This is a genomic window from Tahibacter harae (assembly GCF_024437735.1).
Taxonomy (GTDB): Bacteria; Pseudomonadota; Gammaproteobacteria; order Xanthomonadales; family Rhodanobacteraceae; genus Tahibacter; species Tahibacter harae.
The window spans coordinates 171,959-198,691 of sequence record NZ_JANFQO010000001.1; the positions used below are offsets into that span (position 1 = coordinate 171,959).

General features: G+C 68.3%; 18 protein-coding genes and 1 tRNA gene. 9 read left to right on the forward strand and 10 right to left on the reverse strand.

Annotation, left to right across the window (positions count from 1 at the left end; all coding sequences use genetic code 11):
• Nucleotides 1-24 precede the first annotated feature (24 nt).
• The 9 genes from NM961_RS00845 to NM961_RS00885 all read right to left on the reverse strand — a co-directional run bounded on the left by NM961_RS00845 (nucleotide 25) and on the right by NM961_RS00885 (nucleotide 8,775).
• A complete protein-coding gene (locus NM961_RS00845) occupies nucleotides 25-231 on the reverse strand; it encodes a hypothetical protein (protein ID WP_255910275.1) in 207 nt (68 codons plus the stop codon).
• A gap of 46 nt (nucleotides 232-277) precedes the next feature.
• Nucleotides 278-370, reverse strand: a tRNA-Ser gene (locus NM961_RS00850).
• 82 nt (nucleotides 371-452) lie between these two features.
• Nucleotides 453-647 (reverse strand): carbon storage regulator CsrA, encoded by a 195-nt coding sequence (csrA, locus tag NM961_RS00855; protein WP_255910276.1) that lies wholly within the window; start codon nucleotides 645-647, stop codon nucleotides 453-455.
• Nucleotides 648-1,018: 371 nt separating this feature from the next.
• Nucleotides 1,019-3,679: an alanine--tRNA ligase gene (alaS, locus tag NM961_RS00860; RefSeq protein WP_255910278.1), complete on the reverse strand. Its 2,661-nt coding sequence runs from the start codon at nucleotides 3,677-3,679 to the stop codon at nucleotides 1,019-1,021.
• Nucleotides 3,680-3,849: 170 nt separating this feature from the next.
• On the reverse strand, nucleotides 3,850-4,839 hold the full coding sequence (locus NM961_RS00865) for a RecX family transcriptional regulator (RefSeq protein ID WP_255910279.1): 990 nt from the start codon (nucleotides 4,837-4,839) through the stop codon (nucleotides 3,850-3,852).
• Nucleotides 4,840-4,867: 28 nt separating this feature from the next.
• Entirely contained in the window at nucleotides 4,868-5,905 is a 1,038-nt protein-coding gene (recA, locus tag NM961_RS00870; RefSeq protein ID WP_343231898.1) for a recombinase RecA, read from the reverse strand.
• Nucleotides 5,906-6,049: 144 nt separating this feature from the next.
• Nucleotides 6,050-6,559, reverse strand: a complete 510-nt coding sequence (locus NM961_RS00875; RefSeq protein WP_255910281.1) for a CinA family protein — start codon at nucleotides 6,557-6,559, stop codon at nucleotides 6,050-6,052.
• A 258-nt stretch (nucleotides 6,560-6,817) separates the two neighbouring features.
• Nucleotides 6,818-7,960: a c-type cytochrome gene (locus tag NM961_RS00880; RefSeq protein WP_255910283.1), complete on the reverse strand. Its 1,143-nt coding sequence runs from the start codon at nucleotides 7,958-7,960 to the stop codon at nucleotides 6,818-6,820.
• Complete coding sequence (locus NM961_RS00885) at nucleotides 7,957-8,775, reverse strand: SCO family protein (protein ID WP_255910285.1); 819 nt, start codon at nucleotides 8,773-8,775, stop codon at nucleotides 7,957-7,959. Before NM961_RS00885 ends, NM961_RS00880 begins: the two co-directional genes overlap by 4 nt.
• 268 nt (nucleotides 8,776-9,043) lie before the next feature.
• Here NM961_RS00885 and NM961_RS00890 point away from each other — a divergent pair, with 268 nt between their 5' ends.
• From NM961_RS00890 to NM961_RS00930, 9 genes are all read left to right on the forward strand, one after another.
• The gene (locus tag NM961_RS00890) at nucleotides 9,044-14,686 is read left to right on the forward strand and encodes a hypothetical protein (protein WP_255910286.1); all 5,643 of its coding nucleotides are present in this window, start codon (nucleotides 9,044-9,046) and stop codon (nucleotides 14,684-14,686) included.
• 44 nt (nucleotides 14,687-14,730) lie between these two features.
• Entirely contained in the window at nucleotides 14,731-16,518 is a 1,788-nt protein-coding gene (locus NM961_RS00895; protein WP_255910287.1) for a YncE family protein, read from the forward strand.
• Between the two features lie 48 nt (nucleotides 16,519-16,566).
• Nucleotides 16,567-18,474 carry a DUF8225 domain-containing protein gene (locus tag NM961_RS00900; RefSeq protein ID WP_255910289.1) on the forward strand — a complete coding sequence of 636 codons (1,908 nt, stop codon included), beginning with the start codon at nucleotides 16,567-16,569 and terminating at the stop codon, nucleotides 18,472-18,474.
• A gap of 11 nt (nucleotides 18,475-18,485) precedes the next feature.
• Nucleotides 18,486-20,030: a hypothetical protein gene (locus tag NM961_RS00905; protein ID WP_255910290.1), complete on the forward strand. Its 1,545-nt coding sequence runs from the start codon at nucleotides 18,486-18,488 to the stop codon at nucleotides 20,028-20,030.
• A 299-nt stretch (nucleotides 20,031-20,329) separates the two neighbouring features.
• On the forward strand, nucleotides 20,330-21,157 hold the full coding sequence (locus NM961_RS00910) for a hypothetical protein (protein ID WP_255910291.1): 828 nt from the start codon (nucleotides 20,330-20,332) through the stop codon (nucleotides 21,155-21,157).
• A gap of 28 nt (nucleotides 21,158-21,185) precedes the next feature.
• Nucleotides 21,186-22,898: a hypothetical protein gene (locus NM961_RS00915; RefSeq protein ID WP_255910292.1), complete on the forward strand. Its 1,713-nt coding sequence runs from the start codon at nucleotides 21,186-21,188 to the stop codon at nucleotides 22,896-22,898.
• Nucleotides 22,899-22,983: 85 nt separating this feature from the next.
• On the forward strand, nucleotides 22,984-23,634 hold the full coding sequence (locus NM961_RS00920) for an SCO family protein (RefSeq protein ID WP_255910293.1): 651 nt from the start codon (nucleotides 22,984-22,986) through the stop codon (nucleotides 23,632-23,634).
• A gap of 111 nt (nucleotides 23,635-23,745) precedes the next feature.
• Nucleotides 23,746-24,498: an RNA polymerase sigma factor gene (locus NM961_RS00925; RefSeq protein ID WP_255910294.1), complete on the forward strand. Its 753-nt coding sequence runs from the start codon at nucleotides 23,746-23,748 to the stop codon at nucleotides 24,496-24,498.
• Nucleotides 24,495-25,256, forward strand: coding sequence for a hypothetical protein (locus tag NM961_RS00930; protein ID WP_255910296.1), 762 nt, complete (start codon nucleotides 24,495-24,497; stop codon nucleotides 25,254-25,256). Before NM961_RS00925 ends, NM961_RS00930 begins: the two co-directional genes overlap by 4 nt.
• Nucleotides 25,257-25,305: 49 nt before the next feature.
• Here the strand turns inward: NM961_RS00930 and NM961_RS00935 are convergent, their stop codons facing one another.
• Nucleotides 25,306-26,727: an NHL repeat-containing protein gene (locus NM961_RS00935; RefSeq protein WP_255910298.1), complete on the reverse strand. Its 1,422-nt coding sequence runs from the start codon at nucleotides 26,725-26,727 to the stop codon at nucleotides 25,306-25,308.
• Nucleotides 26,728-26,733: the final 6 nt, after the last annotated feature.

The window sequence follows — 26,733 nt, forward strand, 5'->3', positions numbered from 1 at the left end:
TTATTCGGATCCAAGGCTACCTCGTCAATAGGTTTCGTGAATTTTTTTTGGCTGCCGGTGATGCGGGCGCCATGTCACGACCCTGCCGATTGTAGCTTTTTCCACATCATCACAAATTACCGCAACAGCTTTTGCACAGGCGGATGCTTTCACATCGCCCTGCCCTGCACAGCGGGGCATCGCGATTGCAGCACCGCCGCCGGACACCGGCCGCGCATCGGCGCCGATCACGGTCCCCGCATTAAAAAAGCCCCGATCGCTCGGGGCTTTTCGCATCTGGCGGAGAGAGAGGGATTCGAACCCTCGATAGAGCTTTTGACCCTATACTCCCTTAGCAGGGGAGCCCCTTCGGCCTCTCGGGCATCTCTCCGGATTTTTTCCACCGCGGCCGCGTTGCGGTTCGGCGAGGCGCGGAAGAATAGCGGCTAGTCGGCGCCGGGTAAAGCCCGTCGTCAGGATTCGTTGCCGCCCGCTGCCGGATCCTGCTCGCGCTTGATGCGCTGGTAGATTTCCTCGCGGTGCACGGCGACATCTTTGGGCGCATTGATACCAATGCGGACCTGGTTGCCCTTCACTCCGAGCACGGTGACCGTGACTTCGTCTCCGATCATCAGGGTCTCTCCGACCCGGCGAGTCAGAATCAGCATCGTTCGTCTCCTTTCGCCTTACGTCCCGGCCCTACGTCCTGGCTACCGTACATTGATCAAGCGAATGCACACGGGACCGTTTGGCAGCCTGCTCAGCTGATTCCGCGGTCCTCCCCGTTTGTTCCACGATCCGAAGAAAATCAGCGAATCGTTTCAGCCGCCACTGAATTTTTTTCTTGCAGATTAGGGGGCGACCACGCCGGCCGATACTAGCGGACGCCCACCGGCCACGCAATTGAAGTGAGGCATTACTTTCGTCAGATTGCCGCCGCCGCATGCCCCACAGCTAGCGGACATCGGCCAGTACCGCTATCACGTAAAAACCGCGACGAAACCTTCACATCCGCGGCGGCAATCCAACGGTGCCGGCATCACGCCAGCTGCTGTTCCACCCAACCGCGCACCTCGTCCAGCACGCGCGGCAGCTGCGGCGAATCCTCGCCGCCGCCCTGGGCCATGTCGGGACGACCGCCGCCCTTGCCGCCGATCTGGCGCGCGACGAAGCCGACCAGATCGCCGGCCTTGACCTTGCCCAGGGCGGCGCCCTGGACGCCGGCGGCGAGGGAGACCTTGCCGTCCGCTCCGGCGGCAAGCAGGACGATACTGTCCGGCAGGCGCGCCTTGATCTGGTCCACGCCTTCGCGCAGGCCCTTGGCGTCCAGTCCGTCCAGACGCGCGACCACCAGCCTGATGCCGCCCAGGTCGACGGCGGTCTCGGCCAACTGGGCGGTGGCCGCGCCGGCGGCCTTGGCCTTGAAGGATTCCAGTTCGCGCTCCAGACGCTTCTGCCGCTCGAACAGCTGGCGCAGCTTGTCGGCCGCATCGCCGGCGGAGGAACCGAGCAGTTCGGCAACCTCGTCCAGGCGCCGCTCTTCCTCGCGCACGAAGGCCAGCGCGCCGGCGCCGGTCACGGCTTCGATGCGGCGCACGCCGGAGGCGACGCCGCTCTCGCCCAGGATCTTGAACAGGCCTATGTCGCCGGTACGGCCCACGTGGGTGCCGCCGCACAGCTCGGTGGAGAACTCGCCGAACTTCATGACGCGCACGTGCTCGCCGTATTTCTCGCCGAACAGGGCCATGGCGCCGAAATCCAGCGCATCCTTGTAGGCCATGTTGCGCACGTCGGCGGCGGCGTTGCGGCGGATCTCGGCATTGACCAGATCCTCGATCTGGCGCAGCTCATCGGCACCGACCGGCTGGAAATGGGAGAAATCGAAACGCAGCCGGTCGGGCGCTACCAGCGAGCCCTTCTGCGTCACGTGCGTGCCCAGCACCTGGCGCAGCGCGGCGTGCATCAGGTGGGTGGCGGAATGGTTGAGCACCGTGGCCTGGCGGCGGGCGGCGTCGATTTCGCCGTGGAGAGCTTCGCCCAGGCGCAGGGTCTTGCCTTCCCAGCGGCCGACGTGGCCGTGGAAGGTGCCGGCCAGCTTGATCGTGTCGCGCACCAGGAAACGGCCGTAGCCCGTGCTGAGCACGCCGGTGTCGCCGACCTGGCCGCCGGATTCCGCATAGAACGGCGTGCGGTCCAGTACCAGCGTGGCTTCCTCGCCGTCGCCGAGTTCATCGACCAGGCGCGCACCGCGCACGATGCCGACCAGCTTGAGATCGTCGGCAGCGTAAAGCGGTGCGCCGTGGCCGAGGAACTGCGTCGGCGGCAGCTGCTGGATGGCCTCGGCCGAGAGCGAGGCTTTGTTCTCGAACTGGCTGCCCTTGCGGCCGCGCTCGCGCTGCTGCTCCATTTCGGCCTCGAAGCCGGGCATGTCAACCGACCAGCCGTGCTCGCGGGCGACGTCTGCCGTCAGGTCGACGGGGAAGCCATAGGTGTCGTACAGCGTGAAGGCGATCTGGCCGGGCACCGTTTTCGATGCCCCCCCGGCATGCGAGGTGTCGTCTTTCAACGCCGACTCCAGCAGCTTCATGCCGTTTTCCAGCGTCTCGGCAAAACGTTCCTCTTCCTTGCGCAGTGCGCCTTCGACGAACTCGCGCTTCGCGGCGAGCTCGGGATAGGCCTGCCCCATCATGTCGATCAGCGGACCAACCATCTGGTGAAAGAACGGCTGCTTGCGTCCCAGCATGTAGCCATGCCGCAGCGCCCGCCGGATGATGCGGCGCAGTACATAGCCGCGGCCTTCGTTGGACGGCAGCACCCCGTCGACGATCAGGAACGCGCAGGCGCGGATATGGTCGGCGATGACGCGCAGCGACTTGTTCTCCAGGTCGGCCGTACCGGTCAGTGCCGCGGCGGCCTTGATCAGGTGCTGGAACAGGTCGATCTCGTAGTTGGAATGCACGTGCTGCAGCACGGCCGAGACGCGCTCCAGGCCCATGCCGGTGTCCACACACGGTGCCGGCAGCGGCGTCAGCGTGCCGTCGGCGGCGCGGTCGAACTGCATGAACACGTTGTTCCAGATTTCGATGAAGCGGTCGCCATCCTCATCCGGCGATCCCGGCGGGCCGCCCGGGATATGCGCACCGTGGTCGTAGAAGATCTCGGTGCAGGGGCCGCAGGGGCCGGTGTCGGCCATCTGCCAGAAATTGTCCGAGGCGTAGGGCGCGCCCTTGTTGTCGCCGATGCGGATGATGCGTTCCGGCGGCAGGCCGACGACTTTGTGCCAGATGTCGAAGGCTTCGTCGTCGGTGTGGTAGATCGTGACCAGCAGGCGTTCCTTGGGCAGCTTCCAGACTTCGGTCAGCAGCTCCCAGGCGTAGACGATGGCGTCGTGCTTGAAGTAGTCGCCGAAGCTGAAATTGCCCAGCATCTCGAAGAAGGTGTGGTGGCGGGCGGTGTAGCCGACCTGGTCCAGGTCGTTGTGCTTGCCGCCCGCGCGCACGCAGCGCTGCGAGGAGACGGCGCGGGTGTAGCTGCGCTTTTCCGCACCGAGGAAGACGTCCTTGAACTGCACCATGCCGGCGTTGGTGAACAGCAGGGTCGGGTCGTTGCCCGGCACCAGCGGGCTGGAAGGCACGATTTCGTGCCCCTTGCTCTTGAAGAAATCGAGGAAACTCTGGCGGATCTCGGCACTGCTCTGCATGGCGTCATCGTCACTGAGGCGGAATGGCGGACACGCCGCTGGACGACCGGCCAGGATGCCTCGGAAGTGCGGATCAAGCTGCCATCCCGTTGCGGATCGGGATGTGAGTGCGCTGCGACGGGCAATGCCGCACCGGCCCATGACGACCGGCGCGCCCGTTCAGACCATCCCTAATCGAACTCCTCGGCGGAGTCGTCCACGTCGTCGGCGTGGGTGATGGCTCTTACTGTGGCGGCATCAAAGCCCCGGCGCAAGAGGAAGGCCGCGCGGCGCTGGGTTTCCTGGCGGTCCGCCGCGGCACCGGCGCCGTAGCGGCGGCGGTAGATCTGACGCGCCAGAGCCAGCCAGTCGGCGCCTTCCTCGATCAGGGCCTGCTGGGCGGCCGCGTCGTCTATGCCGTGGCTGCGCAGCTCGGCGCGGATGCGCCGCGGCCCCTGGCCCTGGGCGACGCGGCTGCGTACCAGCAGGCCGGCGAAGCGGCCGTCGCTCTGGAAGGATTGTTCCTGCAGCCGGCCCAGCGCTTCGGCGGTCTCGTCGGGGCTGTAGCCGGTACGGGCCAGCTTGCGCTTGAGTTCGCGCCCCGAATGCTCGCGCCGGCTCAGCAGGCCCAGGGCCTTGCCGTAGGCGCTGGGCTGGGGCCGGGTGCGGCGGCCGGTGTCGTTTTCGTCGCCGTCCCGGCATCCGGCAGCATCGCCGCCGAGGGCCTGGCCCGTGGTATCGCCGCCCTGATCGCGGCTTTCGTCATGGCGTTGATAACGACTTCGGCGACCGTCGTCGCTGCGCCCCGCGGCGTAGTCATGGCCCGGGGCGCCGGGGCGCCCGCCTGCATCGGCACTGCCCCGGCTGCCGCCTGCATCGGCACTGCCCCGGCTGCCGCCTGCATCGGCACGGCCCCGGCCGCCGCCTGCATCGGCACGGCCCCGGCCGCCGCCTGCATCGGCACGATCCCGGCTGCCGCCTGCATCGTCAGGGTCACGGCCACCGTGCGCATCGTCTTCGTCGCGGCGGCCGCGTCCGGCGGACGGCCGCGCATTCCATCCGGCCCGCGCGCCCGCCCCGGTCTCCACACCTCGTCGGCGCCCCTCGCCTTCCGGCTCGGCGGCGCGGCCTGCCCGGCCGCGCCCGCCCGGACTGCGCGGCCCGTCGCTGCGGCTGCTCATGCGCCGGCCAGCCGGGCTTCAGCCCGGCTCAGGCTTCCTCCGGCTCGAACTCGGGCTGGGCGCTGGCGCGCTTCTCCGGCAGCATCTTGATGCGCAGCGCCGCTTCGATCTGCTGCGCCACGGCCGGGTGTTCGCGCAGGAAATTGCGCGCATTGTCCTTGCCCTGGCCGATGCGCTCGCCGCCGTAGCTGTACCAGGAGCCGGATTTCTCGACCAGCTTGTGGTCCACGCCCAGATCGATCAGCTCGCCTTCGCGGCTGATGCCTTCGCCGTAGAGGATTTCCGTGAACACCTGCTTGAACGGCGGCGCCAGCTTGTTCTTGACGACCTTGATCTTGGTCTCGTTGCCGATGATCTCGTCGCCCTTCTTGACCGAGCCGATGCGGCGGATGTCCAGGCGCACCGAAGCGTAGAACTTGAGCGCGTTGCCGCCGGTGGTGGTTTCCGGGTTCTGGCCCGGCATCATCATGCCGATCTTCATGCGCAGCTGGTTGATGAAGATGACCAGGCAGCCGGATTTCTTGATCGTGCCGGTGAGCTTGCGCAGCGCCTGGCTCATCAGGCGGGCCTGCAGGCCGACCTGCATTTCGCCCATTTCGCCTTCGATTTCGGCCTTGGGCGTCAGCGCCGCGACCGAGTCGATCACGACCATGTCGACCGCGCCGGAGCGCACCAGCATGTCGGTGATTTCCAGCGCCTGTTCGCCGGTGTCCGGCTGCGACACCAGCAGATCGTCCACATTCACGCCGAGCTTCTCGGCATAGGTGGGATCCAGCGCGTGCTCGGCGTCGACGAAGGCGGCGGTGCCGCCGGCGCGCTGGCAGCTGGCGATGGCCTGCAGGGTCAGGGTGGTCTTGCCGGAGGATTCCGGGCCGTAGATCTCGACCACGCGCCCGCGCGGCAGGCCGCCTATGCCCAGGGCCATGTCCAGGGCGAAGGAGCCGGTGGAGACCGCATCGATGGGCTCGGCAACCTTGTCGCCCATGCGCATCACGGTGCCCTTGCCGAACTGCTTTTCGATCTGGCTCAGGGCCGAAGTGAGCGCCTTGCGCTTGTTGTCATCCACAGTCATGTTGAATCCTCGTCGTAAAGGGTGCGCCGGAGAGTCTGGCGGCCGCGGTTCTCATGCGGCGAGACAGGCCAGGAAGGCGGCTGACCCGGGATTATTCCATACCCGCCGCGGGGGCCAGCGCATGCGGCGGATGCCGCGTCAGGCGCTGAGAATTTTCCGAACTCCGGCGAGCGCGGCGGCAACGGTATGGCGGCGCACGGCTTCGCGGTCGCCGGCGAAATGGAAGATCTCGCTCTGCGCATAGCCGCCGCGGCGCTTCCAGCCTATCCAGATGGTGCCCACGGGCTTGCCCGGCGTGGCGCCGCCGGGCCCGGCGATGCCGGTTACGGCGACGGCGACCGAGGCGCCGTAGCGGGCCAGCGCGCCGGAAACCATCTCGACCACGGTTTCGCGGCTGACCGCGCCATGCTCGGCCAGAGTTTCCGGCCGCACGCCGAGCAGGGCCTGCTTGGCCTCGTAGCTGTAGGCAACCAGGCCGGCCTCGAACCAGGCGGAGCTGCCGGCAATGTCGGTCAGGGTCTTGGCGATCCAGCCGCCAGTGCAGGATTCGGCCGTGACCAGCATCTGGCCGCGCAGTTGCAGGATTTCGGCGACGCTCTTGCCCAGCGCGATCAGAGCGGCGTCGTCAGGTGCGGCGGATTCGGACATCGGAAGGACCTGGTGCAGGAACGGCCAGCACGCTTCTAGCGCAACTGGGGCCGCAAGGAAACCGGCACAAGGCCCGGGCCGGCGATTCCGGCCGGGCGGGATCGGCCTGCGGGCCAGCCGACTTCCGCGGAACTGCGCTGCCTGGCGATCCTCGCGGGTGCAACGCCGCCGCATTCGCACCGCGACACGCCGGCCCGGCCCGCACCTACCGCAACATCGAAACGCGGCCTGGCACCGCAGCGCCACTTATTTATTGCGTTATTGCGCCAGCTCCACCCACCCCGGCTCCGCAAGCAGCCGCGTGCGCGTCTCGTCCAGACGCGACACCCAGACCGCATCCAGGCCGTAGCGGCGTCCCCGGGTCCAGTCCAGCGCCGGCAGGCCGGCCAGGGAAACGCCGCGCCAGCGCTGCAGGTCCTCGAACAGGCTTTCGCGCGAAACTTCCCGCCCCAGCGCGCCCAGGCTTTGCCGCAGGCGCTGCAGCAGGGCGCGGGCGACCGCGGCGCGCAGCGCGGGATCCGGCGGCGCGGCCAGGTACAGGCGCAGGTTGCGCGCCGGCGCGGCCGGCAGGGTACGCACATCGCAGCTGGCGGCCAGTGCCGCGTCCAGGGCCAGGGCGGAAGCCGCGGCAATACCCGGATCGGCGCAACCGGGCTGCGGAATCAGCGCCGCATGCCGCTCCGCCCATTGCCGCAGCGCCTGCGCGCGCCGCGCGGGATCGGCGGTCACGACCAGCGCGGCGGCGCCGGGCGCGGCGGCGCCAGCCTCGAACACGATGGTGGGAATGGCGTCCGCCGCCGCGGCGCGCAGGCTGGCGGCGCCGTCGGCACCGACGTCGATCACCAGCGCCACATCGTCGCGGCGCTCGCGCAGCAGTTCGACACGGCGGCCGTAGATTTCCTCCTGCGGCGCGGCGACAGCATCGGCGCCGAGCAGCGCGATACGGATGCGGCCCTCGTCCACGCCGGCGCTGGCGCGCGAGTCCAGTGCCGCAAGGAAGGCCAGCAAATCGTCCGCATCGGCCTGGCTCAGCGCGTAGCGCGGCATGGCCGGATCCAGCGCCGCGCCGGCGGCGTCCAGGCCCATGGTGACGGCGCGGCGCAGACGCGAGGCATCGTAGGCTGGCCGGCTGCGGCGCTCGTCGCGCAGCGGCCGGCCCAGTGCGCCCGGCGTGATGTCGGCCGGCCGCAGGCCGCCTTCGCTGCGGCCGCGGCCATCGGCGCCATGGCAGTTCATGCACGGCAGCAGCGCCGCCGACACCGTGCCGCCGCCGACCGCCGCCTGCAGCGGCGTGGCGCGCGGCGAAATCCCCTGGCGGTAGATCTGCTCGCCGCCGGCGACGGAACCCGTGCCCGCCGCCAGCGCGAACGCCGCGCCGGCCAGCGCCGCGAGCAGGCTCACTCGCCGCTTTCCGGCTGCAGCCGGTCGCGCAGGGCGCGGGCCAGCACCGCCGCATCGGCCAGTCCGTCCAGGCGCTGCCAGCGTGCGGGCTGCCGGCGCTCGTCCACGATCAGGGCAATGGGCACATGCGAAGCCGGATCGGCCGCCGACGCCCCCAGGGAGCGCAGCAGCTCATCCAGGTCCGCGCGCTCGCCGGTGACCAGGGTCCATCCCGGCTGCGCGCCCAGTCCCTGGCTCCACTGCGCCAGGCGCTGCGGTGTGTCGTTGGCGGGATCTATGCTGACCGAGATCAGGCCGACCCGCGCCATATCCTCGCCCAGCATTTTCTGCAATTGGGAAAAACGCGCACCCAGCAGCGGGCAGACCGCGGTGCAGCGGGTGAAGATGAAATTGATCGCGACCAGGCGCCCCTGCACCAGATCGCGGTAGAAGTGCCGCGGCTCGCCGGCCTGGGTCAGCACCGGCACATCGGGAATGCGCGCAGCGGTCAGCTCGCCCGGCGGCGGCGGCGTAGCCGGCGCATGGTGGATATGTTCCGGTCCGTGAGCGGCGGGCGCAGAAGCCGGCGCGCCAGGTTCATCTTCGTGAGACGCCGCACCCGCGCCGGATGCCGGCGCGGGATGTTCATGTTCGTGAGTTTCCGCATCGGCCGCCTGCGCCGGCGCGGGACTTGCGGAATCGCGCACCGCCTCGCCCGCGGTGCGCGCCGCCGGATCCAGCGCAACCGCCTCGCCGGCCTGCGCAGCTGCCGGCGGCGGCGCCGCCGCACCCATGGCGATCGTCAGCAGCAGCGTCACGAGGCTGCAATGGCGCATGCGTGAGTTCTCCTGATCCGCCCGCGGCAGGCGTGCGCCGCACAGTAGCCCGGCGCCGCCCGCGGCCGCAATCGGCTGCGCGTCGCCGCCAGCCCATGCCGCATCGCGGCGGCGCCGATGATAGTTCCGCGCCTCGTTTTGCGCCTGCCCAAATTGGGGAATCTGCAAGCGTTCATTTTTCGCGTCTTTGAGTTATTGTCTGGCGCGCCACTTTTTTACAAATCTACTACTCCCAGCCATCCGGCACCCGCCAATAGCGAGGTGGATCATGCGCTTATCGTTTCGGTCGTGGTCGTTCATCGGCGCCGTACTGACCCTGGCCGCGGGCCAGGCCGCCGCACAGGAAGCGGCCACCGGGGCGGCGGCGGAAAAACACGGCCATTGCGACAGCGTGGTGCGGGCCGACGTGGTCGCGCTGGACCAGGCCTTCCAGGTCAACCGCTTGGGCACCACCCGCACCGATGGCGAGATCTACGCCCTGCGCGCCGATGTGCAGTCCAGCGACGGCACGCCGGAGCTGAAACCCGGCAAGGTCATGTTGCGGCCGGACAAGCGTCCGCGCCCGCTGGTGCTGCGCGTCAACGCCGGCAGCTGCCTGGAGATCCGCTTTACCAACCTGCTCGATCCCGTCCCCAACGTGCTGCAGCCGGCCACGCGCACCGCGTCGATGCACGCCGCCGGCATGCAGCTGGTCGACACCATCGCCAGCGACGGTACCTGGGCGGGGCAGAATCCGAAGATCGGCAACGGCCAGCTCTCCGGCCTGGTCGAGCCGGGCGCCAGCATCACTTACCGCCTCTACGCCCAGGAGGAAGGTACCAATCTGCTCTACAGCACCGCCGGGCAATACAACAATTTCAATGAAATGCAGGTTTCCACGGGCCTGTTCGGCGCGGTCAACGTGCAGCCGCGCAGCAGCGAGTGGTACCGCAGCCAGGTGTCCGAGGCCGAACTGCGCCTGGCCACCACGGGCACCCTGCCCTCGGGCCATCCGAAGATCGACTACGACGCGGTGTTTCCGCAGGGCCACCCGCGCGCCGGCCTGCCGATACTGCGCATGCTCGACCGCGAAGGCCGCATTGCCCACACCGACCTGACCGCGCTGATCACCGGCCCGGGCCGGGGTCCGCTGCCCGGCGGTGCCGGCGACAACCCGCTGCTGCCCGAGCGCAACCTGCCGTTCCGCGAAGTGACCGTGATCTACCACGAGTCCCAGGACGTGGTGCAGGCCTTTCCTTATTTCATGTCGGCGAAGAACAGCCAGGTGCCGCGCGAGGACGCCGGCGCGGATACCTTCGCCATCAACTACGGCATCGGCGGCATCGCGCCGCAGGTGCTGGCCAACCGCATCGGCGTGGGGCCGGCGGCGGACTGTCCCGAATGCAAGTTCGAGGAATTCTTCCTCAGCTCCTGGGCCATAGGCGATCCGGCCCTGGTGGTGGACGTGCCGGCGAATGCGCCCTGCACGGCGGCGGAACTGACCCAGCTCACGGTGAAGTTCGACCAGGACCCGCTCACCTTCGAGCCGCCGGCCGATGCCTGCAAGCCGCAGACCGGGCGCAAGGCGACCAAGGCCTTCTATCCCGACGATCCATCCAATGTCTATCACGCCTATCTCGGCGACCACGTGCGCTTCCGCGTACTGCACGCCGGGGCCGCGGTGCATCACGTGCATCACCACCATGCGCACCAGTGGCTGCGCAGCCCCGAATCCAGCCAGAGCAATTATCTCGACTCGCAGGCGATAGGCCCGGGCTCCTCGTTCACCGCCGAACTGGTATTCAACGGCAGCGGCAACCGCAACCTGACCACCGGCGACTCCATCTTCCACTGCCACTTCTATCCGCACTTCGCCGCCGGCATGTGGGCGCTGTACCGCGTGCACGATGTGTTCGAGGGCGGCACCGCGCTGGACGACAGCGGCCGCCCGCGCAGCGATGCGCGCGCCCTGCCCGATGGCGAGATCGCCCGCGGCACGCCCATCCCGGCGGTGGTGCCGCTGCCGCAGTACGCCATGGCAGTGATGCCGGGCAAGGTGCATATCGTCGATGGCCAGGCCAAGGTCGACGGCGAAGGCCATCCGGGCTATCCCTTCTTCGTGCCCGGCGTGGCCGGCCACCGGCCGCCGCATCCGCCGCTGGATTTCGCCACCGATCCCAAGAGCGGCGAAAAACTCGACGGCGGCCTGCCGCGGCACCTGATTACCGGCGCCACCATCGCCAACGAACAGCACACCGCGCTGGACTGGTCCAAGGACCTGTTCACGATCAAGGCGTATGAACTGCCCGAGGACGGCACCGCCACCGAGAAGCGCGCCATGGCCTTCTTCGGCCAGCCGCAGCACGCCAGCTATACGCCCGAGGCCCAGCCCGCGCCGTTCAAGGTGAACGGCCTGCCGCGCGGCCCGCAGCCGGGCGCGCCGTTCTCCGATCCGGCCGTGGTCGACGGCAAGGCCGTGGGTAACGAAGTGCGCCGCTACAAGGGCGCCAACCTGCAATTGGACGCGGTGTTCAACAAGGCCGGCTGGCATTACCCGCAGCAGCGCATCCTGTCGCTGTGGGGCGATGTGAAGGATTACGTGCAGGGCCGCCGTCCGCCCGAGCCGCTGTTCTTCCGCGCCCACAACAACGACGTGATCGAGTACTGGCATACCAACCTGGTGCCGGCCTACTTCGAGCTGGACGATTTTGAAGTGCGCACGCCGACCGACATCCTCGGCCAGCACATCCACCTGGTGAAGTTCGACGTGATGGCCTCCGACGGCGCGGCCAACGGCTTCAACTACGAGGACGGCACCTTCAGCCCCGAGGAAGTGCGCGACCGCATCGAAGGCATCAACCGCACCGGCGGCCTGTGGGATCCGGCCCAGCGCAAGCAGCGCAAGCTGCATCCCAAGTCCATCGCCGAACTCGGCGACGGCCCCAGCCAGCACAGCAAGGCCTGGGTCGGCGCCCAGGCCACGGTGCAGCGCTGGTGGCTGGATCCGCTGATGCAGCAGCCGGCCAAGGTCGACGAGAAGGACCGCACCTACATGACCGTGTTCACCCACGATCATTTCGGCCCGTCCACGCACCAGATGATCGGCCTCTACGGCGGCCTGCTGATCGAACCGGCCGGCTCGACCTGGACCAGCCTCGATGGCAAGACCGAATTCGGCAAGCGCGACGACGGCGGCCCGACCAGCTACGCCGCCAACATCCTGTTCAAGTCCGCCGAGAACCAGGCCGACAACTACCGCGAATTCGCGCTGGAATGGGGCGACACCCAGCACGCCTATACCCAGATCAGCCGGCACAAGCCCGACTGCTACCGCTATACCCGGCCCGACGGCGTCGTGGTCGAGCAGGATCCGCGCGATTTCAACTGCGTCCCGCTGACCGCGAGCCAGCAGTACTACGGCTGGTCCGATCCGGCCCATGTGCTGAATTGCCTGAACTGTCCGCCGCAGCCGCTGGCGCAGAATCCGCAGTCGCTGGTGCCCAACCTGCCCGGCGCGGCGCCGTGGCCGCCGCAGCCGCTGCTGGTCACCGATTTCGGCGCCGGCATGATCTCGATGAATTACCGCGGCGAGCCGATTCCGCCGCGCGTGTTCAAGCCGCTGGTGACCAACCCCGACGCCGCACCCGACGCGGCCGACCTGTCCTCGGCCTTCCGCTCCATCCCGCGCCTGGATCCGGCCTATTCGCGCCAGCCCACGCCCGGTGCGCAGATCAATCCGCAATGCCGCGGCGCCGGCTGCTTCACCTTCCCCCTCGATCCCATCGCCCAGGGCATGGGGCCGAACGATCCGTATACGCCGCTGCTGCACGCCTACGAAGGCGACAAGGTGCAGATCCGCCTGCTCGCCGGCGCGCATACCTCCATGCACGACTTCACCATGCACGGCGTGCGCTGGCTGGCCGAGCCGTTCGAACCGGACTCGGGCTACCGCAGCACTCAATTCATCATTCTTTCCGAGCACTACGAACTGCTGTTCGACATGCCGCGGCTGAACGCCAAGGCGCCGGTGGACTACCTGTACAACCCGGATGCCTCCTACGAAGGGCTGACCAACGGCGCCTGGGGCCTGCTGCGCTCGTGGAATCCCTTGCAGCGCCAGTCCTTCCTCAAGCCGCTGTATGCCGACAAACCCGCGGCCGCGCCCGACGCCCACGCGCCGCCGCCGGGCATGAGCACCGACTGCAGCCAGGGCCGGCCCTGTATCCGCGAATACGAAGTGCATGCGATGACGGTGCAGCAGGCGCTGGGCCGGCCCGACGCCGCCCTCGTCTACAACAGCCGCGGCGCCAACCTCGGCGGCGGCACCAGTGACAGCGCCAACCCGCTGCAGGATCCGCTGGGCCTGGTCTACGTCGCCGTGCCCAAGGGCGGCACCTACCAGCCGCGCGACACGGTGGAGCCGCTGGTGCTGCGCGCCAATGCCGGCGACTGGATCCACGTCACCCTGGTCAACACGTTCCGCGGCGACGAACCGGTGTTCTCCGCCTACGAGGCGGCCTCGCGCTTCGGCCTTACCTACGCCGCACCGTATAACTATGTACAGATAGCACCTTCGTCCACGGTCGGCCTGCACGCCCAGCTGGTCAGCTACGACATGCGCGCCAGCGACGGCGCCAGCGTCGGCGGCAACGCCGTACAGACCGCGCCGCCGCAGGGCCGCACCGAATACTGGTGGTATGCGGGCCGCATCGAAGGCGGCAAGCAGACGCCGGTGGAATTCGGCGCGATCAACCTGCTGCCGTCGGATCCGCTGATGCACGTCTACCACGGCCTGTTCGGCGCGCTGGTGATAGAGCCGGCCGGCTCGCGCTGGCAGGCCGATCCGGATTCGGCCGCCCAGGCCACGGTATGGTCCGGCGACCGCGTGTTCCGCGAATTCGTGCTGCTGTACCAGAACGACGCGAACATGCGCACCAACGGCCATTCCTGGTGGGAGACCGGCAATCCGCTGGCCGGCTTCAACTACCGCTCGGAACCGGCCTGGCTGCGCTTCGGTACCCAGCTCAATACCGCCCTCGGCAGCGATGCACCGGCCGACTGGCGCAACCTGACCCAGACCGACCTGCAGAACATTTCCGTCCTGCCCATGTCGCTGGTGGACGAGACCGCGACCACCGCCAACCTGCTGGTCGGCGCCGAACCGCAGACGCCGATACTGCGCGCGCCCGCCGGCATGCCGGCACGCTTCCGCCTGCTCATGCCCGGCGGCGACGGCGACAACCAGATCGCCTGGGAGCTGACCGGCCACCTGTGGCAGGAAGAGCCCTACACCGAGAACTCCACCCGCATTGGCTACAACCCCAAGTCGGCCAGCGCCAGCACCCTGACCGGCTACGGCGCGGCCAGCGCCTACGATGTGGTGCTCGACGCCACGCCCGGCTCCACGCCGTCCGGCGGCCGTTTCGGCGTGCCCGGCGATTACCTCTACCGCGGCTGGACCGCGAACATGTTCCAGGCCGGCGCCTGGGGCCTGTTCCGCGTTGCGCCGTGGACGCCGCGCGCCGGCGGTGCCGCACTGCCCGATACCGTCGGCATCAGCGCGGTGGAGCACGGCAAGGACGGCGTCATCGTGCGCGGCTTCGTCACGCCCTGCCCGTACGCGGTCAGCGACAGCGAAGGCCGCAGGGTCTGCGCGGCCGGCGGCCATGTGCGCGAAGTGGCGATCGAGGGCGTGGGCAAGGCCACGGTGAACAACGGCCGGTGGATCTTGCAGACGCGCCGCGACCTGCCGGCGGAATTCGCTGTGCGTTCGCCCGCCGGCGGCTACGCCCGCTGGGGCGACACGGTGGCGGCACAGAAGGCCTTCGCCAAGTCGCTCAAGGCGCCGGCCGCGACCGCCGCCGCGACACCGGCACAACCGCCGCCGCAGCGCCAGGCGCCCCAGCGCACCAAACGGCTGCCGCGGCAATGAGGCAATCCGTCCTGGAACGGCGGCGCTGCCGGCGCCGTCCCGGCATGGCACTGCTGTTCGCGCTGCTGCCGCTGCCGGCCCTGGCCGGCGGCGGCGTGCGCCAGCAGCACGACGACCAGGGCATAGCGATCGCTTTCGAGACCCGCGGCGATGACACCGACACCCCGGTCGAATTCCGCTTCGCCCTGAGCGACAAGGCCAGCGGCCGTCCCATCAGCGGCATACGCCCGGCCGCCTGGCTGGGCCTGCGCGACGACAGGGCCGCGCCGGGCCAGGCCTGCAAGCAGCGCATCGCCAATTACCTGGCCGGCGATCTGTTCCACCGCGCCGACGTCGATCTGAACAGCTATTTCGTGCTGGCCATGAACGACGAAGCCTCGATCAGCGTGGTCGATCCGCTGTTCGGCTTCGGCGGCTCCAAGCTGCTCGCCCTGCTCACGCTGGAGCAGCCCGGACTGGACTGGCAGCTCACACCCGAACGCGAACGCCTGTTCGTGTCCATGCCGGCCGCGGGCAAGGTCGCCGTTGCCGATACGCGCCTGTGGAACGTGGAACGCAGCATCGCCACCGGGCCGAATCCGCGCCAGCTGCGCCAGAACGACGACTACATCTGGGTTGCCGATGACGCCGGGCTCACGCGCATCGACCGGCGCGATCTGTCCGTGCAGCGCGTGGCCCTGGGCACGGTGCGCGATCTGGAACTGGACGCGCGCGGCGAAAAGCTCGCCGCCCTGGCCGGCAAGAAACTGATCGTGGTGGATGCGCACAGCGCCGCGCGCCTGGCCGAGATCGAACTGCCCGGCACGCCGCAGCAGCTGGCCTACTCCGCCGCCGCGCAGGCGGTGTACGCGCTGGACGCGGAAGCCGGCCAGGTCCACGCCGTCGATCCCGCATCCGGCCGCCTGCGCGCCAGCATCGCCGTGGAAAGCGGCGCCGCGCAGATCCGCTTCGCCCCGGACGGCCGCCACGCCCTGCTGCCCAATCCGCAGCGCAACCGCCTGCAGGTGCTGGACGCGGCCAGCAATGCCATTGTGCAGAATGCGGATATTTCCGGCGCACCCGACCAAGTCGCGTTCACCCCGCTGCAAGCCTATGTGCGCCGGCGCGGCAGCGAGATCGTGCAGCTGATCGCGCTGGACCAGCTCGGCCGCACCGGCCAGCCGCTGAACGTGGCCGAATTCCCCGCCGGGCAGAACCCGCTGGGCCCTGCGCCCGCCGACGGCGGCGACAGCATCGTCGCCGCGCCCGAAGGCCCGGCCGTACTGGTGGCCAATGCGGCCGACAAGATGATCTACCTCTACCGCGAGGGCATGGCCGCGCCGGCCGGCGGCCTGCGCACCTACGGCCGCGTGCCGCGCGCGCTGCTGGTGGTCGACCACGGCCTGCGCGAAGGCCGCCGCGGCGAATACACCGCGCGCATGCCGGTACCGAAGGCCGGCAGCTACGACGTGGCGCTGTTCGCCGATTCGCCGCGCATCGCGAGCTGTTTCCGCCTGGACATCACCGACAAGCGTCCGCCGCCGCCCGCCCCCGCGCGCGTGGTCGCCCTGGATCCGCCGGCCCAACTCAAGGCCGGCATACCGGCGGAGCTGCGTTTCGCCCTGCTCGACGGCGCCGACGGCCGCCGCCGCAGCGGCGCCGACGTGCACGGCCTGGCCTTTCTCGCGCCGGGCATCTGGCAGAACCGCAGCACCCTCGCCGCCGCCGCCGACGGCAGCTACGCCCTGCGCTTCACCCCGCCGCAGGCGGGCCTGTACTACGTCTGGATCGAGGCGGAATCGCTGGGTCTGGCGCGCCGGCACAACCAGTTCCTGGTCTACGAAGCCAAGTAGTCCGTCCACCGCAGTTCTCACTTGCAGTTCCCACAAGGAGCCCCAGCCATGTCGAACGACCCAGGTAACTCCGGCGGCAGTTCATCCAATCCACTGATCGGCCACACCGCAGTACCCGTCGCGCCGAAGTACGTGCTCGACAACGGCAGCTACCAGCTGCAGGCCTTCACCACGCCGGCCTGCAACAACGACTTTCCCGACGATCCGGCCGCCTACGCCCGCCTCGCCGCGCTGTGGAGCCAGAACGTCGACGGCTTCACCAACCAGGCCATCACCGGCAATCCGTGGAATTCGCTGTTCGCCGCGCAGCAGACCGGCTACTACAACCCGCTCGATACCGGCATTCCGGACAAATCCACCATCGTCGATGTGGCCTGGATCGCCTTTCCCAACCGCCTGATCCAGTACCTGGGCCAGAACCAGGTGCCGCCCAATCCCTACAACCTGCCGCAGAGCGTGCTGAACCAGCTCGCCGACACCGGCGAATTGTCCAAATATCCCATTCCGTCCATCCGCTGCCCGCAGGCCGACTGGAGCGGCGAGCTGCAGCCCTACGGCCCCTACGGCCCGCGCGGCTGGCTGGATGAATACTGCGAGTTCAGCGTGGTGCGCAACGCGGCCAACAAGATCACCCGCATCGACTTCACCTGCGAGAACCCGGAGTACTACCAGACCTTGTGGCGCATCAGCCCCGAGCGCGTCTGCCAGGTGTACGAACAGGCGCTCAACGCCGGCGCGCCGCAGGACCAGTGGGTCAGCGTCAGCGTGGCCGACCTGCAGCTGGTGGATCCGGTCAGCGGCCAGCCGGTGATCGATCCGGAAACCGGGCGCCCGGCCTACAACCCGCTCAACCGCTTCAACAACGGCCCCGCGGCCACGCGCGGCGGCAGCGGCGCCAGCGGCGGCGCCATGCACCTGACCGCCACGCCCAATACCTTGCAGACCGAACTGGGCCTGGGCGCCGGCGCCACCGTGCAGCGCAGCTCCGGCAATACCGATCCGCAGGCGCTGATCTGCTGCGGCCAGTACGGCCAGAACTATCGCAACAGCGATCCGCATATCGGCCAGACCATCAACCTCGCCGTGGGCGCGGGGCTCAACATCTCGCTGGCCGATCCGCCGGGCCTGTACATCCAGATGCCCAGCTTCGCCCAGTACCAGCTGCCCAATGACCCCAAGCTGCCCAAGGGCGCCACCGCGGCCGACTGCTGGCACATCATCCGCGGCTTCGAGCAGATCCACGACGAGATCACCGGCCGGCCCTTCCCGGGCTCGCTAATCCTGCACGCCGCCTTCCAGATCCCGCAGTCCTGGATAGACGCCGGGGTCAGCTTCACCGTCGGCGACATCACCATCGCCGGCGAACCCATCGAGTACGGCTCGCAGGTGCAGGCCACGCTGGAAATCGCCCTGTTCGGCCGGCCCATCGCGCCGGTGGCAAAGACGCCGACGCTGGCCTGCGTAGGCTCACCTTCCGTCGTCACCCAGGCCCAGCCGCTGCAAATACTTTTCCAGAATGTGTGGGATGCCTACTACGGCACCACGGTCAACACGCCCTCGGGCGTGAGCATGGTGCTGGCGAGCAATTCCAGCATTATCCCGCCCACGGTATCGCCGGGCGAGAAGAATGTCGCCCTGGCCCTGACCTATGCCGCACCGACCGCGAACAGCCCGCTGCCGCCCACGCAGTGGCCCAGCGTCTACTTCACCCTGCCCGACGGCAGCGCCGATACCAGCATCACGGCGAGCGTCGCCGACTTCGTGCCCGAAGTGACCTACGCGGTGCCGGGCAATACCTATCCCAGCCCGTCGCAGCTGCTCAAGCTCAAGGTCAGCATCGGCATCAATGCGCCCGCCGGCGTGCGCGGCATCGTCATCGTCCCGGCCGGCCAGGTGTTCAGCCCGGCCATTACGCCGGCGCCGGCTTTCCTGGTCGTCGCCGCCACCACTGCCTGAGGAGCGAAGTCATGAAAAATTCCACACTGATGCTTCGTTCCGGCCTGCTCGCCCTGGCCGTGCTGGGCGCCATCTCCTGCAGCCGCGACCAGACGCGCAGCAGCGACACGACGCCCGCGACACCGGCAACGCCCGCAGCACCGGCCGCCCCCGCGACACCGGCCGCGGGCGGCGCCGCCACCATGCCGCAGGGCTCGACCAGCAACTGCCTCGCGCCACCGACGCTGAACTACACCGTGCCCAAGGATTTCGCCCTGACCCGCCAGGCCGACGCCAACTGCTTCGCCTGGCAGCAATTCCTCGCCCTGAACTGGGTCGCCGCCAGCGGCCAGCGCGGCCAGCCCGACACCGGCGTGCCGGCCAGCCAGTTCGGCGACCCCAACGACGAACGCGCGACGGTATGGGAGACCTACAAGGAATCCGACGAAGTCTTCCTGGCCGATGCCAAGGATCCCGGCCCGTGGAACAGCTGGGCCGGCGGCGCCAGTGTGAAACTGCTGGGCGGCATGAAATCCGAAACCGCGCCGGAACCCGAGCTGGATCTCAGCGCCATAGGCCAGGCCTCCCAGGGCAGCCCCTGGCTCACCGCGCAGAGCGGCATACTCACGCTGTACGAGCGCCGCATGAACGAGGACGAGTACAACTACATCGTCAAGAACAAGCTGTACAACGCCAATGTGCAGCAGACCTTCGTCAAGTCGCCCGGCATCAGCCTGCCCGACGGCACGGCCAGCAGTGCGGCCTACGGCAGCATCGGCGCCATCGAGACCAAGGCCGCCTGGCTGGAACTGCCCAACGCCGCCGACTGGCCGCGCTACAAGATCTCCAAGGCCGTGGTCACCTATCCGGGACAGAAGCCGAAACAGGTCATCGTCGGCCTGGTCGGCCTGCACATCATCCACAAGACCGCGCTGGGCCAGCAGTTCATCTGGGCCACCTTCGAGCACCGCGACAACGTGCCCAGCAAGAGCCAGGTCGCCGCGGGCAGGCTGGACCGTCCGTATACCTACTACAACCCCAACTGCAATCCGGCGACCGACTACTACAAGTGCGTGGTGAACGCCAATCCGGCCAAGGTCAACGGCGGCAAGAACCCGTACAACGCGCCCATCCAGGCCGTGCGCGAGACCGACATTCCGACCCGGCCCAACAACGATGTGGCCGGCCTCAACCAGTACGTCTGGTCCCAGGTCATCGCCGCGCAGAATCCCGATTCGGTGTATCTGAACTACGAGCTGGTCAACACCTTGTGGTCCAACCAGAACACCACCATCGCGCCCGGCTCGCGCGTGCCGCTGCCCGCGCCGCAGCTCTCGCCCGGTCCCAGCCAGGAACCGGTCGCGAACACAACGATGGAAACCTATGTGCAGAGCCTGACCTGCCTGGCCTGCCATGCCTCCGCGGCGATCGCGACGGTGAAGCCGAGCAAGTTCACCAAGATCTACGACCCCGCCACCGCCGGCAGCAGCGCCACCGCACAGAACCCATATGCCGCCGACTACTCCTTCCTGCTCAACAACGCGCAGCAGCCGGCGGCGCATCAGGGGAATCGCTGAAGGAGCTTTTTGGCTTTGAGCCGAAGCAGAAAAAGTAAAGAACGCTACCTCTCCCCCGGCTGCGCCGGGGGAGAGGGTTGGGGTGAGGGGGAAACCTCTGAACTCGCGGCCTGATTTGGTTTTCGCGGAAATCCACGAACCGCAAAAAACCAAACTGATCGCAAGATCCAGGCGCCGCCCCCTCACCCAACCCTCTCCCCCCAAGCGAGCTTGGGGAGTGGGCTCCGAGCACATTCCGCTTCACAACGCAGCAGATCAGCGACATCGCCGCCTCACACCAACCGTTTAGGGGGAATGCCATGTCCACACCCGTCCCGTCCTGGATAACCGCGTCCTGGGAGCGTCTCTGGGTCATCAACAACAACCAGGGCCCGCCGGAAAACACTGTCAACGTGCGCAATATCCAGACGCCGACGCTGTTCGGCGACTGCCGCATTCCCAAGGACCGGCCGCGCTATCCGCAGGCACATTCGCTGGCCGACCTGTCCAATGCGGAGCTGGCCACGCTGTATCCGCAGGAAGGCTTCAGCGGCTACACCACCACCGACGGCTACATCATCACCTGGCATCACGAGATCGATTACCAGCCGCCGGACGGCTCCATCGACATAGGCCGCTTTGAGCTGCTGGGCGGGCGCAACGTGCTGGAGCACGGCGTGCAGTCGGTCTATCTGGAGCACTGGTGGCGGCTGGAGGAACCCGGCGGCTACTTTCTCGGCATCAAGGTGATGCGCAACCTCGGCCACGGCCAGCAGCGCGTGCACGAGATACTGTCCGTATCGGGCGATCACTTCATCTACGCGCGCAACCGCGCCTTCGACCTGCCCATGGCCAACAACCTGGCCGACCTGATCAAGAAAGAAAAATACAGCCGCAAGCAGATCCTCGCCGTGCTCGACTGCGAGGTCTCGCACGGCTTCGTGCTCGGCGGCCGCCAGCCCTGGGAAGTGCAGTTCTCCACTTTGCCATTCAAGGAGGACAAGCCGCTCGAATTCGCCCAGCGCATCCGCGTGGATCCGAAGACCGGCCAGCTCAGCCAGCCCGGGCTCGCACCGGACCTGATCTGGTCCGTGCCGATCAACACGCTGGGTGTGGAAGACCTGCTCGTCCTGTTTCCGCCGGCCTGAGCGCCGGCTTTGCTCTGGGGGAATCACCATGAAGCTTCTGATCGCCACGCTGGCACTGGCCGCGCTCGCCGGCCAGGCCCAGGCCGCCGCCGACAAGAATCCCGCCGAACGCTGCCAGATCCAGAACAACACCAGCGGCAACGTGCTGCCGCCCGACGCCCACGGCGACGCGCTGTTCAAGCTGCTCAGCGCCCAGCCCTGGTGTCCGGGCAATGCACTGGAATTCCGCGCCCTGGTGCTGGCCAACAAGATGGTCTCGCGGCCGTCCATGGTCGCCAACCGCGGCTTCCACAATCCGCTGCCACAGGGCAGTTTCAGCTTTTTTGAATCCATCGACGGCAGCTACGCCGGGCAGACCCTGGTCCCCGGCGACTGGTTCTTCGGCCACTTCACCGCGGCCTCCATCGACAATACCGCGCTGACCAGCATCCTGGCGCCGCAGCAGGCGGCGACGCCGGACAACCTGCTGCTGGAAACCCTGGTCTGGGATCCGCGCAAGCAGGCCTACAATTTTTACGAGATCCGCGGCACCGGCCAGGGTGGCCAGTGGTTCTACCGCGGCGATTCCTACGATATCCAGGCCGATATCCAGAACCTCTGGCGCGCCTACGATCCCTCGCAGCCGGTATTCATGGGGCCGCCCGACGCAGGCAAGGCCACGCTGCCGCGCCTGCGCTGCTCCGGCTGCCATATGAACGGCGGGCCGATCATGAAGGAGCTGAGCTTCCCGCATGATTCCTGGTGGCGTCCGGAACGCCCGCTGCCGCTGGGCGCGCTGCGCATCGCGCCGGAATACAAGAACATCATCGACAGCCTGGTCAGCTCGGAAACCTTCTCCGGCTGGATCAAGGCCGGCAACGAAAAGCTCGCCTCGGCCGAGGCCTACATGAAGAAGCGCGCAACGCTGCCGCTGCAGGAACAGCTGCGGCCGGTGTTCTGCGAGCAGGAAGTGAACCTGGATTCCGACCTGCTGCCGCTGCAGGGCGACGCCGCCCAGATCAAGGCGCCGGTCGGCGCCTTCATCGACCAGCGCCTGGCCGGCGACATCCAGGCCATCAGCATCGACAAGACGCTCTACGTCAACGCGCTCAACCTGTTCCAGGCGCAGTTCTTCGACTACCAGAGCGGCAACTTCCAGAACTCGGTGCAGCCGATCAACCAGATCGACGCCGACCACGCCTTCGAGACGCCGGTGAAGTCGCATACCGACATGCTGCTGGCACAGAAGATGATCAAATCCGGCCTGATCGACGAGAAATTCCTCTACGACGTACTCAGCATCGATCCTACCCGGCCCATGTTCTCCGCCGAACGCTGCGGCCTGCTGCAACTGGTGCCCGGCAGCGCGCCCACGCCGGACTGGCGCAAGCAGTTCGCGCAGAACCTGGCCAATTCGCCGCGCCCGGCCGCGCAGCAATTGCTGGCCAATTTCAACGACGCCAGCCGCACGCCGGCCTGGCATCGCGCCCAGGCCAAGCAGATCCTGACCAAGGTGCAGACCCTGGCCGGCCAGCAGCTGCCGGTCAACGGCTACGTGCGCCTGCTGGCCGGACGCCGCATCGCGGTCTACCAGGCGCAGATCTCGCAGCATCCGCAGGGCCAGATCTTCGAGCCTGGTTTCCGCCTGATCTTCCCCACCATGCAGTTGTTCCAGAAGAACCAGCAGCAGATCGCCTACGGCGGCGTGCCGGAGCAGTATTGGCTGAATCCGGCCACGGGCGCGGTGGAGCTGGCGCCCTGAGGGGCGCCGGGATTGGGGATTGGGGATGCCGGGATTCGCGAAAACGGACCCGGCAGCTCGCTCCGGTGCGGGAGCTGTCGAAGCGATGAAGCCGGGAACTGCCTTGTATAAAAACATCAGACCCATAAGTCGGATCGCGCCGGCTCTGCTGCTGGCTGCGGCCGGCGCCGCTTGCGCCGAGCCGGAGACGTCAGCGCGGGAAAAATCCGCTCAGGCGACAACCGCGCAGGAAACGGCAACGCCGCGCAACGGCGCGGCAATCTATCTGGCCGACCTGCCGCTGGTCGATGCGGACGGCAACACCGTGGATCTCTACCGCGACCTGATCCAGGGCCACAGTGTCGTGATCCACAGCTTCTTCGCCCGCTGCGAAGGCAGCTGCCCGGTGATGATGAGCACTTTGCAAAGTCTGCAGAAAAGGCTGGGCGGACATCTGGGCCGCGAGGTGCGCATCGTCTCCATCACGGTGGATCCGAAGCATGACGGCCAGGCCGAACTGGCCGCCTACGCGCGCCGCGTACAGGCCGGGCCGGGCTGGTATTTCCTCGGCGGCTCGGAGCAGCAGGTCAGCACCGCACTGCGCCGTATCGGCCAGTACACCGACGCGCCGCAGGACCACATGAACCTCATCATCGTCGGCAACGACCGCAGCGGCGACTGGCGCAAGCTGCACGGCCTGGCGCCGGCGCGCGACGTGGTCGCCGGCATACTGGAGGCCATCGCACTGCCCGACTGAAACCTGCCGCCACCGCGGCGCGGCCTGGCGCCGCGCTTTCACGCATCGGCCTGCCCTTCGCGCCGGCCGCAGAGGTTTTGCGCATCGTGAAAAAAGCGGCGCAGTTGGTTTATGCTGGCCGCGGGAAAACAGGACGAAACCACAGCCGCACTGCGCGCCGCTCCGGTGCGCGCAGCCGCCCGCCTGCGGTTCCGGCTCACACCAGTGCGTAGGCAGCTCATTCACGGGGGCGCGGGCATGGAGGGACTGGGAGGCGACGGCGAGAATGATCAGCCCTCCGGGACGGCGGCGCTGACCGAATCCGAAATAGCCCCGCACCTGAAAGGCGTCACCGCCATGCTCCTGAGGCGGACCCGCGACGCCCAACTGGCCCACGATCTCACCCAGGACGTGGCCCTGGCCGTGCTGCTGGCCGTCCGCGAAGGGCGCCTGCGCGAACGCGGCGCGCTCTACGCCTACATGCTCCAGGCCGCGCGCAATCTGCTCATGGCCAGCCAGCGCAAGAAGGCGCCGGAGACCGTGGACACACTGCCGGAAGACAGCGCGCTCTGGCAGGAGCAGATCCTGCTGCCCGAACAGGTCTTCGAGCGCGGGCAACTGCATGATCTGATCGTCGAAGTGCTGGGCGGCCTTTCCGTGGAACGCGACCGCCAGCTGCTGCGCGGCTACTACGTCGACGGCCTGGACAAGCCCGAACTGATGCAGATTCTGCAGATGGACGCCACCCTGTTCGACAAGACCCTGTTCCGCGCGCGCGAGCGCATCTGTGAGGCAATGCGCAAAAAAATGCAGCGAAGCCCGGCGAACGTGGAAGAATCCGCGCCCTCGGCCGTCCCTGTCGGCGGCAAGCCGAGGTTTTCATGATCACTGCGCTGGACAAATACCTGCTGCGCGCCTACCTCGACGACAGCATGGACGAGGCCGCGGCCGAGGCCTTCGAGCTGCTGCTGATCGAACGCCCCGAGCTGGCCGAGCTGGTCATTGCCGATGTCGCGCTGGACCTGGGGCTCAAGGCCGAGGCCGACAGCGGCCTGCTGCCGCCGGCGCTGCACCGCGCCGCACCGGCGTCCGCCGCCAGTACCCGGCAAACCGGGGCGGCGCCGAAGGAGCCTGCGCCGCAGACCGCGGCCGTGGTGCCGCTGCGCACGGGCCAGCCCGCCGCGCCGGAAACGTCGCAGACAGGCCCGGCACGCGGCGAAATCCACCCACCCTTGCGCGAGCGCCGCCGCAGCGCGGCACCCTACCTCGCCGCTGCCGCGGCACTGCTCGCCGTGGGCCTGGGCCTGGGACGCCAGCTGCAACCCGGCCAGCCCATGCTCAGCGCCACCGAAGTCGCGGTAGCCGATACCTTGCGCGGCAGCGGCTTACGCCAGGTGCGCCTGCCGGCCGCGGGCGCGCTCACCTTGTCCGTGCCGGTGATACTGACCCAGGAATGTACGCCGCCCCTGCTGCTCAGCCTGGCCCAGGGCGGCCGGCGCTGGGAAATCGAGCCGAACAAGCCGGTGGACGACTATGTCCACGTCCGCGTCGACGCCGGCCGGCTGCAACCCGGCACGGCGGAAATCCAGCTCAGCTGCGCCGGCAAACCGCTGCAGACCACGGGCGTGGAGTTCACGCGCTGAAGCATTGCCGGAGGCAGGCGCCGCGCGGCGCCTGCCCGGTTTTTCCCGCTCAGTCGCCCAGCCTGTCGGCGAAGATCAGCTCGTTGTCCAGCCGCGCCAGGACCAGCTCGGTGATATTGCTCTGCGTATCGCGCTTGGCGTGGCCGACCAGCACCGGCCTGCCCGCCTGCAAGGTCAGGCTCATCGCATCGGCGTACGCTCCCTGGGGCACGATGTCGAACAGCGCGATACCGCCGCTGCCGAAGCTCGCGTCCGGCGTGCCGTGGCGTTCCAGGCGCACCGCGGCAAAGCCGGAGCGCTCGGGGAATACGCCGGTGACCACGCTGAGCACGGCCTTGCCGTCGGACTGCTGGCGCAGCGCCGTGGCGTACTGGCTGCCCGCCTTGGGCAGCACATCGACGGGCTGGAAGCCGGCCAGCAGCGGATCGCCGTAGTTCGCATCCGGCGCGCCGCTGGCAGTACGCCGGCCGACCACCAGTTTGTAGGCCGAATCGCCCGCATCGTAGTGGCCGGCAAACAACACCCCTCCATCGCGCTGCACCAGCAGCCGCTCCACGCTGTCGGCACCCGAAGCCGGCGTGAGCCAGTCCGCGCCGAACAGGTCCCAGCCGTCGCCGGAATAGCTGCTGTCGTAGCCGCCGTCGACATTCAGCCGCACCAGCAGGAAATCGTTGTTCTCCGGCAGTTCCGGCAATGGCACCTGCTGCATGCCGCCGACCATGATGCGGTCGTCCGGCAGCAGGCCCAGCGTGGTCAGGTTGCCGACATGCTCCAGCACCGCGCCGTTCTCGGTGCGCAGCAGCTCCACCATGCCGCCGCTGCCGAAGGCGGTATCCGGCTCGCCGCCGGGCAGGAAACGCGCGACCACGCCGCGCGGGAACGAAACGCCGCCGACGCGCTCGCCGCAGACCACGATGCGGCCCTGGCTGTCCACGGCCAGGTCATGCCACTGCACCTGCGGCGTGAGACGCAGGCCGCGCTCGCCGAAACTGTCGTCATTGCTGCCGTCCGCATGCAGCTTCATCACGAAGCCCTGCGCCGGTCCGCGCACGAAGGCCGAGCCCGCGATCACGATGCCGCCGTCGGCCAGCACCTGCATGCCCTCGGTGATCTGCATGCCCATGGCTTCCACCGGCTCGGGCAGCACGACCACGCCGGGGTTGGCCGGGTCGGCGCCGAAGCCCGTATCCGGCGTGCCGTCCGCATTCGTGCGGATCAGCGCGGGCCGGTAATGCGGCTCCCAGGGATGGGTGGGCTCGAAGTAATTGCGTGCGCCGCCCAGCAGCAATTTACCGTCGGCCAGAGTTGCCGCCGTGGTGGGGCGGAATTCGTGGATGTCGTTGCCGTCGGGCGTGACGAAGGCCACGCCGCCCTGGCCGAAACCGGCATCCAGGGAACCGTCGGCCGCCGCCGCCGCGGCCGCCAGTACCAACAGACAGGTACCGCTTATGTTTGCTATCGATTTGCTCACGATAAA